Raw genomic sequence first — 14269 nt, 5'->3', positions numbered from 1 at the left:
TTCGCGTCGATTCGCTTTGCTTCCCTTGACAAGCGCGCGCAAATGGGGTATAAACTAAAAGGTATGTGCCTGCACAGGCTGCGCGAGATGCGCGGCGCGTTGCGTTTAAGAAAGGGGCTGCAAAATGGTTCGTACAATCGTCGGCGCGAACTGGGGCGACGAGGGCAAGGGCAAGATTACGGACATGCTCGCGGGTGAATCCGACATCGTCGTCCGCTTCCAGGGTGGAGCAAACGCGGGTCACACGATCATCAACGATTATGGCCGCTTTGCGTTGCATCTGCTGCCTTCCGGCGTTTTTAACCCCAACGTCGTCAACATCATCGGCCCGGGCGTGGCGCTGAACATCGAAGCGCTGCTCAGCGAGCTGGATAGCGTCGTAAAGGCCGGTGTGCCTGCGCCGAAGCTGCTCGTATCCGAGCGCGCACAGGTGATGATGCCCTATCATGTGCTGCTGGACTGCTACGAGGAAGAACGCCTGGGCGCGAAGAACTTCGGGTCCACGAAGAGCGGCATCGCGCCGTTTTACGGCGACAAGTTCCAGAAGATCGGCCTTCAGCTCTGCCAGCTGTATTATCCGGAGGTGCTGCGCGAAAAGCTTACGCACGCGCTTTCGATCAAAAACGCGCTGCTCGAGCATCTGTATCACAAGCCTCAGATCGATCTGGAAGAGTTGATCGATAAAATGACGGCGCTGGCGGAACGCATCCGCCCATACGTCTGCGATACGAACCTCTACCTGCACGAGGCGTGCAGGGCGGGCAAGCGCGTTCTGCTGGAGGGCCAGCTCGGCACGCTGCGCGACCCGGATCACGGTATCTATCCGATGACCACCTCCTCCTCCCCGCTCGCGGGCTACGGCCCCGTCGGCGCGGGCGTTCCGCTGTGGGCGATGAGCGACGTGATCGCGGTGACGAAGGCGTATTCCTCGTGCGTGGGCCGCGGGCCGTTTACGACGGAGCTGTTCGGCGAAGAGGCGCAGGAGCTGCGCGTGCGCGGCGGCGACAAGGGCGAGTTCGGCGCGACGACGGGACGTCCCCGCCGTGTGGGCTGGTTCGACGCGGTGGCAACGCGCTACGGCTGCATGATGCAGGGCGCGACGCAGGTGGCGCTGACGAATATGGATGTGCTGGGTTATCTGCCGGAAATCCCGGTCTGCGTGGCCTACGAGATCGACGGCGAGCGCACGGAAAACTTCCCGGTGACCCCGCTGCTGGAGCGCGCGAAGCCTGTATACGAAATGCTGCCGGGCTGGATGTGCGATACGCGAGGCATCAGAAAGTACGAGGATTTGCCGGAGAACGCGCGGCGCTATGTGGAGTTCATCGAAGCGCGGATCGGCGCGCCGGTCAGGTTCGTATCCAACGGACCGCGCCGCGATGAAATCATCATCCGATAAACGAACTATGCAGAAGGGAGTACAAGGCGATGGAGCTTTTTTGCATGATGGTCGGTTTGCCCGTCGCGTTTCCGGTTTCGTCCTTTGGATTTTCTTTTTAAGGCGGATTATTTCCGCCTTTTCTTTTTGCCTGCCGCGGCAGATGGGAGCCCGTTTGCGCCGCTTGACGCGGCGGGGAGAATCGGTGTATAATATTTGAGATGCATAAATACACGACAAATAATCAATAAATATACGGATGTGAGCGCATGGCAACTTTGATCCTGGAAGATGGCGCCCGTTATGAGGGCGAATTGTTTGGACATAAGGCCGACGTGACCGGCGAGGTCGTCTTCACCACGGGCATGACGGGCTATCAGGAGACGCTGACCGACCCTTCCTACTGCGGACAGATCGTCTGCATGACGTACCCGCTGATCGGCAACGTCGGCATCAACGATTTGGACAGCGAGTCCGGCGGCGTGGCGATGAAGGGCTTCGTGGTGTCGGAGCTTTGCGACCTGCCGAGCAACTGGCAGATGAAGAAGGACCTTTCGGCCTATTTGGACGAGCAGGGCGTGACGGGCCTGACCGGCGTGGACACGCGCGCGCTGACGCGGCGCATCCGGGTGTACGGCACGCTGCGGGGGAAGATCGTGTCCGGGGAACCGACGCAGGCGGATATGGACGAGGTAAAGGCCTGGGCGCTGCACGACCAGGTGTCGCGCGTGACCTGCAAGGAACCCTACGAGATTCCGGGCGACGGACCGACGATCGCGGTAATGGACTTTGGGCTCAAGCGGGGCATTCTCCATTCCCTGTCTGAACGGGGCTGCCGTTTGAAGGTCTACCCCGCGCAGACGCCTGCGCAGCAGATTCTCGAGGCCGGCTGCGACGGCGTGATGCTGACCAACGGCCCCGGAGATCCCGCGGACAACCGCGAAGACATCGAGACGATCCGCGCGCTGATGGAAAAGCGTCCGGTCTTCGGCATCTGTCTCGGGCATCAGCTGATGGCGCTGGCGATGGGGGCGGGTACGATTCAGATGAAGTACGGCCACCATGGCACGAACCATCCGGTGAAGGACCTGCGGCGCGGCACCTGCTCGGTGACGTCGCAGAACCACTGCTTCATGGTGGATCCCAGCACCCTGCCCCAGACGGCGGAGGTCAGCCACCTGAACTGGAACGATCAGACGGTCGAGGGCGTGCGCTATCTGGACAGACCCGCTTTCAGCGTGCAGTTCCACCCCGAGGCGTGCGGCGGCCCGCGCGAGACGGGCTATCTGTTCGACGATTTCCTCACCATGGTTCGCGAAAATACGAAGTAATCGAGGGATTTACGATATGCCGAAGAAGGAATGGATTCAAAAGGTGCTCGTGATCGGCTCCGGCCCGATCGTCATCGGCCAGGCCGCGGAGTTCGACTATGCGGGCACGCAGGCCTGCCGCGTGCTGAAGGAGGAGGGCATCGAGGTCGTCCTCGTCAACTCCAACCCCGCGACGATTATGACGGATACAGACATCGCGGATCGGGTTTACCTGGAGCCGCTGAACTGCGAAACCATCGAACGCATCCTGCAAAAGGAGCGTCCGGACAGCCTGCTCGCCTCCCTGGGCGGTCAGACGGGCCTGAACCTCGCCATGGAGCTGGACGAGCGCGGGATCCTGGAAAAGTACGGCGTGAAGCTGCTGGGCACGAACATCGCCTCCATTCGCCGCGCGGAGGACCGCGAAGAGTTTAAGGACATGATGCTCTCCATCGGGGAGCCCTGCATCGACTCCGTGATCGTGCACGACGTGCAGGCGTCCGTCGATTTCGCAAACGAGATCGGCTATCCGGTCATCGTGCGTCCCGCCTACACGCTGGGCGGAACGGGCGGCGGCCTGGCCGACGACGAGGAGGAACTGCGCGAAATCTGCGCGGACGGCCTCCGCGCCAGCCGCGTCCACCAGAACCTGATTGAGCGTTCGGTCGCCGGCTGGAAGGAGATCGAGTACGAGGTCATCCGCGACGGCGCGGGCAACTGCATCACGGTCTGCAATATGGAAAACTTCGATCCGGTCGGCGTGCACACGGGCGATTCCATCGTCGTCGCGCCCAGCCAGACGCTGCGCGACGTGGAGCACCAGATGCTGCGCACCGCTGCGATTAACATCATCTCCGCGCTGGGCATCGAGGGCGGCTGCAACGTGCAGTACGCGCTCTCGCCCGACAGCATGCAGTACTACGTCATCGAGGTCAACCCGCGCGTGAGCCGCTCCTCGGCGCTCGCATCGAAGGCGACCGGCTACCCCATCGCCAAGGTGACCACGCGCATCGCTCTGGGCTACACGCTGGACGAGATCGTCAACGGCGTGACGGGCGAGACCTACGCCTGCGCAGAGCCGACGCTGGACTACTGCGTGCTCAAGTTCCCGCGTTGGCCGTTTGATAAGTTTGTCTACGCGGACAAGCGCATCGGCACGAAGATGAAGGCCACGGGCGAAATCATGGCCATCGGCACGAACTTTGAAAGCGCGCTGCTCAAGGCCGTGCGCTCGCTGGAAATGGGTTTTGATTCGCTGGTCAGCCCTGCGCTGGAGCAGCTTTCGGACGAGGAGATCGAGCGCAGGCTGCACGAGATCAACACCGAGCGCTCCTTCGTGGTGGCGGAGGCGCTGCGCCGCGGCGTCTCTATGGAACACATTCACGAAATCACGAAGATCGACCTGTGGTTCCTGCGCAAGGTGCAGAAGATCGTTTTGAAGGAGCAGGAGCTTCGCTCCATGAAAGCGGAGGAGCTAACGAAGGAAACCCTGCTCGCCGTCAAAAAAATGGGCTTCGCCGACAAGGCGATCGCCCGCTGGCTGAACGTTTCGGAAGATGAGATTCGCAGCCTGCGCAGGAAGCTGGACGTGCTGCCTGCTTTCCGCATGGTCGATACCTGCGGCGGCGAGTTCGCGGCTGTCAGCCCTTATTTTTACAGCACCTATGGGGCTGAGACGGAGGCGGAGTACAGCGGCCGAAAGACCGTGGTGGTGCTTGGCTCCGGCCCGATCCGCATCGGCCAGGGCATCGAGTTCGATTACTGCTCCGTGCACTGCGTCTGGGCGCTCAAAAAGGCGGGCTTCGACACCGTCATCATCAACAACAACCCGGAGACCGTCTCTACCGACTTTGATACCTCTGATCGTCTGTACTTCGAGCCGCTCACCGCGGAGGACGTGTGGAACGTGCTGGAGATCGAGCGTCCTGTCGGCGTCGTATGCCAGTTTGGCGGCCAGACGGCCATCAAGCTTGCGAAATTTGTGAAGCAGGCGGGCTATCCCATCCTGGGCACGGACCTTTCCGACATCGACGCGGCGGAGGATCGCGAGTTGTTCAACGAGCTGTTGAGCTCCCTTTCGATTCCCCAGCCCAGCGGCACCACGGTATTTACCGCGGAGGAGGCGGTCGCGGCTGCGGAACGGCTTGGCTACCCGGTGCTGGTGCGTCCCAGCTACGTGCTCGGCGGCCAGGGCATGGAGATCGCCTACGACGAACAGTCCATCCGCGAGTACATGAAGATCATCAATCTGAACGTACAGGAGCATCCGATTCTGGTCGACAAGTATCTGCTGGGCCAGGAGATCGAGGTAGACGCCATCTGCGACGGCGAGGACGTGCTGATTCCCGGCATCATGGAGCACATCGAGCGCGCGGGCATTCACTCCGGCGACTCGATTTCGGTCTATCCGCCGCAGACGCTCGCCCCGCGCATCCAGCGCATGGTGACGGACTACACCGTCCGCATCGCGCGCGCGCTGCACGTGAAGGGGCTGGTGAACATCCAGTTCATCCAGCACGCGGGCGACCTGTACATCATCGAGGTCAACCCGCGCTCTTCGCGCACGATTCCGTACATCAGCAAGGTGACGGGCATTCCGCTCGTCGAGCTGGGCGTTCGCGCCTCGCTGGGCGAGAAGGTGCCGACCTTCGGCTTCGGCACGGGCCTTTACCCGCCCGCGCCGAGCATTGCGGTCAAAATGCCGGTCTTCTCCTTTGAAAAGCTGCCGGAGGTCGAGGTTTCGCTCGGGCCGGAGATGAAGTCCACCGGCGAGGTGCTGGGGCTGGCAAAGACGGCGGAGGAAGCGTATCTGAAGGGCTTCCAGTCCACGAAGATGCTGATCCCGCAGGAAGGCGGCGTGTTGCTTTCCATCTCCCGCCACGACAAGCAGGAGGTGCTGGGGCTGGCGGAGCGGCTCGATCAAATGGGCTTTGACCTGTACGCGACGGCCGGCACGGCCAACCACCTGAACCACAACTACATCGCGGCGAGCAAGGTGCCCAAGCCCAGCGAGGATCACGAGGCGCTGAGCAAGCTGCTGGACAGCGGAAAGATCAAGCTCATCATCACGACCCCCACGCACGGGCGCGCCCCGCAGCGCGACGGCTTCCGTCTGCGCCGCATGGCGGTGGAGTATGGCGTTCCCTGCATCACGAGCTTGGATACGGCGACCCTGCTGGTGAAGTGCGTGAAGCTTTCCAAACAGGGCCGCGAGGTCGAGGCGCTGGGCCTGCACGAGCTGATATTGTAAGACGCTTCGGAGAGGGCGCTTTTCGCCAGGCGGAACTCGGGTTTGGGCCCCAAGAAGGAGGTGCGGCGCATGATCGCCATCATCGATTACGGCATGGGCAACCTGCGCAGCGTGCAAAAGGCACTGGAATTTCTCGGGCATGAGGCGGTCATCACCGACGAGCGCGCGGCGCTTTCGGCGGCGGAGCGTATCATCCTGCCGGGCGTCGGGGCGTTTGGCGACGCCATGGCGCAGCTCAAGCGCCGGGAACTGGATAAGGCGGTGTTGGAGGCGGCCGAGACAGGCAAGCCGCTGCTGGGCATCTGCCTAGGCATGCAGCTGCTCTTCGCCTCCAGCGAGGAGGGCGGGCGCTTTGAAGGGCTGGGTATCATCCCCTCGACGATGACGCGCTTTCCGGACCGGGGGCTTAAGGTGCCGCACATGGGCTGGAACAGCTTGAATCTGCGGCCTTGCCCGCTGTTCGAGGGACTCCCCGAATCCCCTTACGTGTACTTTGTGCATTCGTATTACGCATCCGAGGTGTCGGACGCGTGGACGGTCGCGACTTGTGATTACGGCGCGCCCTTTACGGCTGCGGTGCGCAGGGGAAACGTTTACGGCACACAGTTTCACCCGGAAAAGTCCGGCGCGGCGGGACTTCAGATGCTGCAAAACTTCGCCGCGCTGAAGGAGGGCTGCTGACATGCTGACCAAGCGGATCATTCCCTGTCTGGACATCCGGGATGGGCGCGTCGTCAAGGGCGTCAACTTCGTCTCCATACGCGACGCGGGCGATCCGGTGGAGTGCGCGCGCACCTACGACGCGGCGGGCGCGGACGAACTGGTGCTGCTGGACATCAACGCCTCGCACGAGGGCAGAAAGACCCTGCTGGACGTGGTCGCGCGCGTGGCAGAGCAGGTCTTCATCCCCTTCACCGTGGGCGGCGGCATCACGAGCCTGGAGCAGATTCGCGACTTGCTGCGCCTCGGCGCGGACAAGGTGAGCGTAAACTCGCCTGCGGCGCGCAATCCTGCCTTCATCAGCGAGGCGGCGGGCCGTTTCGGCAGCCAGTGCGTGGTCGTCGCCATGGACGTAAAACAGCGGTCGGACGGCAGCGGATGGGACGTCTACGTCAACGGCGGGCGCGTCAACACCGGGCTCGACGCCGTGGAATGGGCAGCCAGGGTCGAACGGCTGGGCGCGGGCGAAATTCTGCTCACCAGCATGGACGGGGACGGCGCGAAAAACGGCTATGACCTGCGCGTCACGCGGGCTATCGCGGATGCGGTGCGCATTCCGGTCATCGCCTCGGGCGGCGCGGGCAAGCTGGAGCATTTTTACGAGGCGATCGATCAGGGGCATGCAGACGCGGTGCTTGCGGCCTCGCTCTTTCACTTCGGCACCTACAAAATCGCGGACGTCAAGCGCTATCTGGCGCAGCGGGGCATCCCGGTTCGGATGACGCCGGACGGGGCGACCGTGCGATAAAAAATCTCATACGGCAGCAGCAAAGCGCGATGGGCTTTGCTGCTTTTCTTTACAGCGCCGCACAAAACCCGTATAATGGGGCTCAGCACGGGGAGCTGGAAGAGGGCGGAAGGAGACGCGATGAACAAAAAGCGCATTTTTTTGTCCGCAGCGCTTTTGACGCTGGCCTTGAACGCGTGGTTCCGACGCTGCGCGGGCCGGAGGGGTCCAGCGCGTTCATTGCGCTGGGCTGCACGGCATGGACGCATACGACGGGTGCGCGACGGCCGCCGCCGTTTATTATGAACAGGAAGAAGCGAGGGAAGCCATATGAATTTGAACGCCATTCATCACGTCGCCGTGATCGCGAGCGACTACGAAAAATCAAAGCATTTCTACGTGGAGCTTCTGGGCTTTGCCGTCGTGCGCGAAAACACGAGACCGGAACGGGGCGACGTCAAGATCGACCTTGCGTTGGGCGACTGCGAGTTGGAGCTCTTTTGCGTGCCGAACGCGCCGAAGCGCCCGAGCTACCCGGAGGCCTGCGGGCTTCGGCATCTGGCGTTCCGGGTGGAAGACGTGGAGGAGACGGCGGCGGAGCTTCGGCGGCTGGGAATCGAGACGGAGCCCATACGCGTGGATTCCTATACGGGCATGCGCATGACGTTCTTCCGCGACCCGGACGGGCTGCCGCTGGAGCTGCACGAATAATTGGAATGGATGGGAAAAGGGGGGACGATCATGCCCTACGTATTTGTGCATGGGCTGGGACAGAATGCGTCCAGCTGGGAACGTACGCTTTCCTGCCTGGCGCTGCGCGAGCCTGCCGATTGCCCGGAGCTAAGCGCATTCCTGCAAGGCGGGGAGGTTTCCTACGGGCATCTGTACAGCGCGTTTTCCGCGCACTGCGAGGGGCTGTCACAGCCTGTAGATTTGTGCGGCCTGTCGCTTGGCGCTGTGCTGGCGCTGCAATACGCGATTCAGCGCCCGGAGGGCGTGCGTTCGCTCGCGCTGATCGCCCCGCAGTACAGGATGCCGAAGGCCCTTTTGAAGATACAAAACGTTGTCTTTCACTTTATGCCGGAGAAGGCCTTCCAATCGACGGGATTTCACAAGACCGCGTTCATGGAATTGACGCGCTCTATGATGGACATTGACCTGAGCGCGGGGCTGCGCAGGGTGACCTGTCCTACGCTGGTGCTCTGCGGAACGAAGGACAGCGCGAACCGGAAAGCGGGCCGCCAGCTTGCCGAGGGGATCAGCTCTGCCCGGCTGCAGTGGATCGAGGACGCGGGGCACGAGGTAAACCTCGAAGCTCCCGAAGCGCTGGCGGAACGGCTGAAGCGTTTTTACGGGGAAGAGGGAGGAACGCACGACGAAAAGACGAACGTTCCATAAAATATCGGGAAAATTGTTCAATATCTCTCTTGAATGCGCTGGGAAAGTCTGATACAATAACCCGTGGAAGCCACAAATCACCGCATGAATGCTGGAGGATGATAAAACATGGCACAGATGCGCGAAATGATGTACGAAGGCAAGGCCAAGCAGGTCTTTGCGACGGACGATCCGACGCTCGCGATTATTCACTATAAGGACGATGCGACCGCTTTCAACGGCCTGAAGAAGGGCACGATCGTGGGGAAGGGCGTCATCAATAACGTGGTTAGCAATCATCTGATGACGCTTCTGAAAGAACACGGCGTGGAAAGCCATCTGGTGGAGCAGCTCAGCGAGCGCGACACGCTGGTTCGCCGCGTGCAGATCGTGCCGATCGAGGTCATCGTGCGCAACATCGCCGCGGGCAGCCTCTCCAAGCGCATCGGCTATCCGGAGGGCACGAAGCTGAAAAGCACCGTGCTCGAATATTGCTACAAAAACGATGATCTGGGCGATCCGATGATCAACGAGACGCACATCGCGGCGATGGGGCTGGCGACGAAGGAAGAGATGGACGATATCGCTTCCATGGCGCTGAAGGTTAACGAAGTGCTCACCGATTACCTGAAGGACCTGAACATCGAGCTGATCGACTTCAAGCTAGAGTTTGGCCGCTTCGACGGGCGTATTGTCCTGGCGGACGAGATTTCGCCCGACACCTGCCGCTTCTGGGATTCCAAGACCGGCGAAAAGCTGGACAAGGATCGCTTCCGCCGCGACCTGGGCGACGTGGAGGAGGCCTATCAGGAGATCCTGCACCGCCTCATGGGAGGAGAAAAGAAATGATCGACCGCTACACCCGGCCTGAAATGGCGGCCCTGTGGACGAAAGAAAGAAAATTTCAGACCTGGCTGGAGGTCGAACTGAACGCCACCGACGCATGGGTGCAGCTGGGCAAGGTGCCGCCGGAGGCGGCGCGCAGGATGCGCGAAAATGCGAAGTTTACGGTGGAACGCATCGAGGAGATCGAAGAGACCACCCGCCATGACGTGGTCGCCTTCACGCGTTGCGTGGCGGAGAGCCTGGGCGACGAATCGAAGTACCTGCACTTTGGCCTGACCAGCACGGACGTGGTGGATACCGCGCTCTCCTCCCTGCTCAGCAAGGCCTGCGGCATCCTGGAAGCGGATATGCGCGCGTTCATCGACATGCTCGCGCGCCAGGCCAAGAAGTACAAGATGACGCCCTGCATGGGCCGCACGCATGGCGTGCACGCAGAGCCGACGACGCTCGGACTCAAGTTCGCGCTGTGGTATGCCGAAATGAAGCGCAACCTTGACCGCCTTGAGCACGCGCACAGGACCATTGCCGTGGGCAAAATTTCCGGCGCGGTCGGCACCTATGCCAACGTTGACCCGTTCGTGGAGCAGTACGTCTGCGAGCACATGGGGCTTTCTGCGTCGCCCATCAGCACGCAGGTGCTACAGCGCGACCGCCATGCGGAGCTGATGACGACGTTTGCGATCATCGCCTCCAGCCTGGAAAAGTTCGCCACTGAGGTGCGCGGATTGCAGAAGACAGAGCTGCGCGAGGTGGAGGAGCCCTTCCGCAAGGGCCAGAAGGGTTCTTCGGCGATGCCGCACAAGCGTAACCCCATCAACTGCGAGCAGATCTGCGGCCTTGCGCGCATCATCCGCGGCTATTCCGTGACCGCGCTGGAAAACATCACGCTGTGGCACGAGCGGGACATTTCGCACTCCTCGACCGAGCGCATCATCCTGCCGGACGCCACGGAGCTGCTCGACTACATGCTGCACAAGCTGTGCGGCATTCTGGGCGACCTGTTCGTGTATCCGGAGAACATGCTGAAGGATATGGACAAGTCCATGGGCCTGATCTTTTCCCAGCATGTGCTGCTTACCCTGATTGAAAAGGGCATGCTGCGCGAGACGGCGTACGACGTGGTGCAGAAGAATGCGATGCGCGCCTGGGAAGAACAGGTGCCTTTCAAATCGCTGATCGAAAAGGAGCCGGTAGTGCAGGAACGCCTCACGCAGGCGGAGCTGGACGACTGTTTTAACCTCGCCTATCACTACACGCATGTGGACGACATCTTCCACCAGCTGGGCCTTGATGATTGAGCATAATTCCTAAAGGGGATGCATGAAAGTGCACCCCCTTTCTTGAAAAAAAGATTTTACCTTGTTTTTGCAGAAAGAGTGAGGTACAATAAACAACGGTGCAAGCTGGCCTAATGGTACTGACATGCCCACTTGAAGGTTATGGAGGGAATCCATGTACAAATTGATGCTCGTAACGGATCAGGAAGACGTCCGCGAAGCGTTTAAGAGCTTCCCAGAATGGGAGCAGTTGGGCTTTGAAGAACCGCTGTTGCTGAGCGATGTCGAAGAGGCAAAGCGGCGCCTGAACCGTCAGGAGGCTGATGCCGTCGCGTACCTGCTGCCCAAAGACGCGGGGCAGGATTTTTTCACATTTCTATCGACCCATCAGGAGATCGTCGGCATGGAGGCCGCCGGGGATCACGCGCGGTTGCGCCGCGAAATCGGCATCACGCGCCGAACGCTCGTCGAGCGCGAGCAGGAAACGGATCTGGACGACGTCCTGCCCATGCTGCAGGCGGATTTCTTTCACACGATTTTGCAGGGAACGCATTTTGAGACGGCCGATCTCGATCGCCGGGTGGAGATGCTTCGGCTCCAGATCAGGCCGCAGTGGCCGGTTTGCCTCATCTCCATGCGGATGCCGCAGGGCGAACGCTTTTTGGATGAGGTTTGGCGCTACGGAAGCGAGCGGCTGGAAAACGCGCTGCGAAATATCTTCGAGCGCGACGAACCGGATATGAGCTACGTGCTTCAGGTGCTCAACCCCCATCACATGCGCCTGCTGGCGTACCCCAAGACGCGGATGGTCTCGGGCGAAGTGGAGCTGCACACGAAAAATCACATGCTCGTCGCCAAGGAGGATCTGAAGGAATTCTTCGATCTGGACATGGAGATCCGCAAGTGTATCGTCTACGAATCGCTTTATGCGCTTTGCGCGCAGGAGGGCGAAAACTAAGAGACCTTACCGGCGCCCGGCTTCTGGCCGGGCGTCGCTTTTGTAAGCTGAATAGGAGGAAAAGATTTTGCATATCGTTTTGGTTGAACCGGAGATTCCGCAAAATACCGGCAATATCGCGCGTACCTGCGCGGCGACGGGGTGCACGCTCGACCTGGTGGAGCCCCTCGGATTTAAGCTCGAGGACAAATACCTGAAGCGAGCGGGGCTGGATTACTGGCCCATGGTCGAGGTCAGGGTGCACGCGTCTTTTGAGGCGCTGCTGAAGTTTTATCCGGCCGCGTCGTTTTTCTATGCGACGACCAAAGCGCCGCACGACTATGCGTCCGTCGCTTATCCTCAGGACGCGTTCCTCGTCTTCGGCCGTGAATCGCGCGGCCTGCCGGAAAATCTGCTTTCCTGCGTATACGACCGCTGCATCCGCATACCGATGGTAGAGGGGGCGCGTTCGCTCAACCTGTCCAACTCGGTGGCGGTCATCGTATACGAGGCGCTTCGCCAGCAGGGCTTTCCGGCCATGCGGAGCGCCGGGCAGCTCACCGGCCGGGAGGAGCCGGACGCGCCGTGGCTCGATTACCTTTGATGGGGCGAAGTGTAAAATGTTCGTAAAATTTCGACATCCCTTGACAAGGTTTGCAAAGCCCCTGTAAAATATTTATATCGATTAAGTAAGATGGGAAAAACGCGGGGGAACGGTCTCGCGTGGGAGGTCGAATATGCTCAGCATGATCGCAGGCTTAATGGGGGGCTTGGGTCTTTTTCTCTACGGCATGAAGATGATGGGCGACGGACTGGAGCGCGTCGCGGGGGACCGCATGCGCCGCCTGCTCGAAATCCTGACGAAGAATCGCCTGATGGGCATTTTGGTCGGCGCCGCCTTCACGATGATCATCCAATCCTCTTCCGCCACGACGGTCATGGTCGTCGGCTTTGTCAACGCGGGGCTGATGGATCTTCTGCAGGCCAGCGGCGTCATCATGGGCGCAAACTTCGGCACGTCCATCACCGCACAGCTCGCTGCGTTTAAGCTTTCTGAAATCGCGCCGGTGATTCTGCTCGGGGGCGTCGTGATGTTCATGTTCATCAAGCGTCCCGCCGTGCAGAAAATCGGTATCGTCCTGGCCGGATTCGGTATTTTGTTCGTCGGAATGGACATGATGTCGGAGGCCATGGGCCCCATGCGCACGAACGAGACCTTCATCCGAATGATCCATATAGCCGCCTCCACGCCGGTGACGGCGATGCTGATCGGCGTGGTGGTCACGTGTATCATTCAAAGTTCCTCCGCGTCCGTGGTCCTGACGCAGCTGCTCGCAGCGCAGGGGTTGGTGACGCTGGATATGGCGATTTATATTTCCCTGGGCTGTGCGATCGGCACGTGCATCACCGCCGTGCTCGCCTCCGTCGGCACCACGCCGACGGCACGCCGCGCCGCGATGATCCATCTGCTCTACAACGTGATCGGATCGACGATCATGCTGATTGCCTTGCAGTTTATCCCGCTCGCGGATTGGATGCGCGCGGTGAGCGGCGGGGACATCAAGCGTGAAATCGCGAATGCGAACATGCTGATCAAGCTGGTCGAGATTGTCGTGCTCTTTGGCGCGGCGCCGCTGCTGGTTCGGATGAGCGGGGCGCTCGTCCATGAGGAGGACAAGCCCGATGAAGACGTCGAGAGGCGCGTGAATTTCCTGGATCCCCGCATGCTCGCCACGCCTTCGATTGCCGTGGCGCAGGCCGTCAAGGAGACGGAGCGCATGGGACAGATTGCGGTGGAGAACATGGAGCGCTCCATGCGCGCCTTTATCGATCAGGATAGCGGCAGGGCGGCGGAGGTCGCGCAGCACGAGGACACGATCAACTTCCTCAACCACGAGATCACGACCTATCTCATCCAGATCGGCCAGCAGGACATCACCGGCTCGGATGCGGCGCTCGTGGGTTCGCTGTACCACGTGATCAACGACATCGAGCGCATCGGCGACCATGCGGAGAACATGGCCGAGTTTGCCCAGGCGCGTATCCGCGACGGTATCCCGTTTTCAGAGCAGGGCATTTCGGAGCTTGAGGACATGTGGGGACGGGTTCTGCAGCTCCTGACGCTTTCTCGCGATATCTTCCATACGCGCACGCGCGAGCATCTGGCAGACGCGCTGGAGCTGGAGGATGAGATCGACGACATGGAAAAGGAGCTCCAGCAGAGCCACATCGACCGTCTTTCCAAGGGGCTGTGCACGCCGCGGTCGGGCATGCTGTTTTCGGATATCCTTTCCAATCTGGAGCGCGTAGCCGACCACGCTACGAACATCGCGTTCTCCATCGCGACCGACGAACCGCCGGAGGTACCCAAGGATTGGTCGATGCACTGATAAAGAAAGTGCAACAAACCGGAGGGGCGAGGCGTCTAGTATGTGAGGAAACCATGG

The 14269-nt window shown here is 60.8% G+C and carries 12 protein-coding genes; all 12 read left to right on the top strand.

Annotated elements, in window-relative coordinates; translation table 11 throughout:
* The first annotated feature begins 124 nt into the window (after positions 1 to 124).
* The 12 genes from C1725_RS12830 (at position 125) to C1725_RS12775 (ending at position 14212) form a co-directional block, all read left to right on the top strand.
* Entirely contained in the window at positions 125 to 1399 is a 1275-nt protein-coding gene (locus C1725_RS12830; protein ID WP_102411987.1) for an adenylosuccinate synthase, read from the top strand.
* 248 nt (positions 1400 to 1647) lie between these two features.
* The gene (locus C1725_RS12825; protein WP_102411986.1) at positions 1648 to 2709 is read left to right on the top strand and encodes a carbamoyl phosphate synthase small subunit; all 1062 of its coding nucleotides are present in this window, start codon (positions 1648 to 1650) and stop codon (positions 2707 to 2709) included.
* A gap of 16 nt (positions 2710 to 2725) precedes the next feature.
* On the top strand, positions 2726 to 5938 hold the full coding sequence (carB, locus tag C1725_RS12820) for a carbamoyl-phosphate synthase large subunit (protein ID WP_102411985.1): 3213 nt from the start codon (positions 2726 to 2728) through the stop codon (positions 5936 to 5938).
* A 69-nt stretch (positions 5939 to 6007) separates the two neighbouring features.
* Positions 6008 to 6619 (top strand): imidazole glycerol phosphate synthase subunit HisH, encoded by a 612-nt coding sequence (gene hisH, locus C1725_RS12815; RefSeq protein ID WP_102411984.1) that lies wholly within the window; start codon positions 6008 to 6010, stop codon positions 6617 to 6619.
* Position 6620: 1 nt separating this feature from the next.
* Positions 6621 to 7406, top strand: coding sequence for an imidazole glycerol phosphate synthase subunit HisF (hisF, locus tag C1725_RS12810; protein ID WP_102411983.1), 786 nt, complete (start codon positions 6621 to 6623; stop codon positions 7404 to 7406).
* 309 nt (positions 7407 to 7715) lie between these two features.
* Positions 7716 to 8096, top strand: a complete 381-nt coding sequence (gene gloA2 / locus C1725_RS12805; RefSeq protein WP_102411982.1) for an SMU1112c/YaeR family gloxylase I-like metalloprotein — start codon at positions 7716 to 7718, stop codon at positions 8094 to 8096.
* Between the two features lie 30 nt (positions 8097 to 8126).
* Positions 8127 to 8783: an alpha/beta fold hydrolase gene (locus tag C1725_RS12800; protein ID WP_102411981.1), complete on the top strand. Its 657-nt coding sequence runs from the start codon at positions 8127 to 8129 to the stop codon at positions 8781 to 8783.
* A gap of 108 nt (positions 8784 to 8891) precedes the next feature.
* Complete coding sequence (gene purC / locus C1725_RS12795; protein WP_102411980.1) at positions 8892 to 9611, top strand: phosphoribosylaminoimidazolesuccinocarboxamide synthase; 720 nt, start codon at positions 8892 to 8894, stop codon at positions 9609 to 9611.
* Positions 9608 to 10906, top strand: coding sequence for an adenylosuccinate lyase (gene purB, locus C1725_RS12790; RefSeq protein WP_102411979.1), 1299 nt, complete (start codon positions 9608 to 9610; stop codon positions 10904 to 10906). The genes purC and purB overlap by 4 nt, the downstream gene beginning before the upstream one ends.
* 154 nt (positions 10907 to 11060) lie before the next feature.
* Positions 11061 to 11843 carry a response regulator gene (locus C1725_RS12785; protein ID WP_102411978.1) on the top strand — a complete coding sequence of 261 codons (783 nt, stop codon included), beginning with the start codon at positions 11061 to 11063 and terminating at the stop codon, positions 11841 to 11843.
* 67 nt (positions 11844 to 11910) lie between these two features.
* Positions 11911 to 12426, top strand: a complete 516-nt coding sequence (gene trmL / locus C1725_RS12780) for a tRNA (uridine(34)/cytosine(34)/5-carboxymethylaminomethyluridine(34)-2'-O)-methyltransferase TrmL (RefSeq protein ID WP_102411977.1) — start codon at positions 11911 to 11913, stop codon at positions 12424 to 12426.
* Between the two features lie 133 nt (positions 12427 to 12559).
* Positions 12560 to 14212 carry a Na/Pi symporter gene (locus C1725_RS12775; protein ID WP_102411976.1) on the top strand — a complete coding sequence of 551 codons (1653 nt, stop codon included), beginning with the start codon at positions 12560 to 12562 and terminating at the stop codon, positions 14210 to 14212.
* Positions 14213 to 14269: the final 57 nt, after the last annotated feature.

This window comes from Beduinella massiliensis (assembly GCF_900199405.1).
GTDB classification, from domain to species: Bacteria; Bacillota; Clostridia; order Christensenellales; family Aristaeellaceae; genus Beduinella; species Beduinella massiliensis.
The sequence above is the reverse complement of the archived record's forward strand: the minus strand, read 5'-3'. Positions and strand labels throughout refer to the sequence as shown.

Bases quoted from the DNA above. Each gene is read 5' to 3' on its own strand.
- gloA2 (WP_102411982.1), top strand. From the start codon at position 7,716: ATGAATTTGAACGCCATTCATCACGTCGCCGTGATCGCGAGCGACTAC.
- hisH (WP_102411984.1), top strand. From the start codon at position 6,008: ATGATCGCCATCATCGATTACGGCATGGGCAACCTGCGCAGCGTGCAA.
- purC (WP_102411980.1), top strand. From the start codon at position 8,892: ATGGCACAGATGCGCGAAATGATGTACGAAGGCAAGGCCAAGCAGGTC.
- C1725_RS12785 (WP_102411978.1), top strand. From the start codon at position 11,061: ATGTACAAATTGATGCTCGTAACGGATCAGGAAGACGTCCGCGAAGCG.
- C1725_RS12800 (WP_102411981.1), top strand. From the start codon at position 8,127: ATGCCCTACGTATTTGTGCATGGGCTGGGACAGAATGCGTCCAGCTGG.
- C1725_RS12825 (WP_102411986.1), top strand. From the start codon at position 1,648: ATGGCAACTTTGATCCTGGAAGATGGCGCCCGTTATGAGGGCGAATTG.
- carB (WP_102411985.1), top strand. From the start codon at position 2,726: ATGCCGAAGAAGGAATGGATTCAAAAGGTGCTCGTGATCGGCTCCGGC.
- hisF (WP_102411983.1), top strand. From the start codon at position 6,621: ATGCTGACCAAGCGGATCATTCCCTGTCTGGACATCCGGGATGGGCGC.
- C1725_RS12775 (WP_102411976.1), top strand. From the start codon at position 12,560: ATGCTCAGCATGATCGCAGGCTTAATGGGGGGCTTGGGTCTTTTTCTC.
- purB (WP_102411979.1), top strand. From the start codon at position 9,608: ATGATCGACCGCTACACCCGGCCTGAAATGGCGGCCCTGTGGACGAAA.
- C1725_RS12830 (WP_102411987.1), top strand. From the start codon at position 125: ATGGTTCGTACAATCGTCGGCGCGAACTGGGGCGACGAGGGCAAGGGC.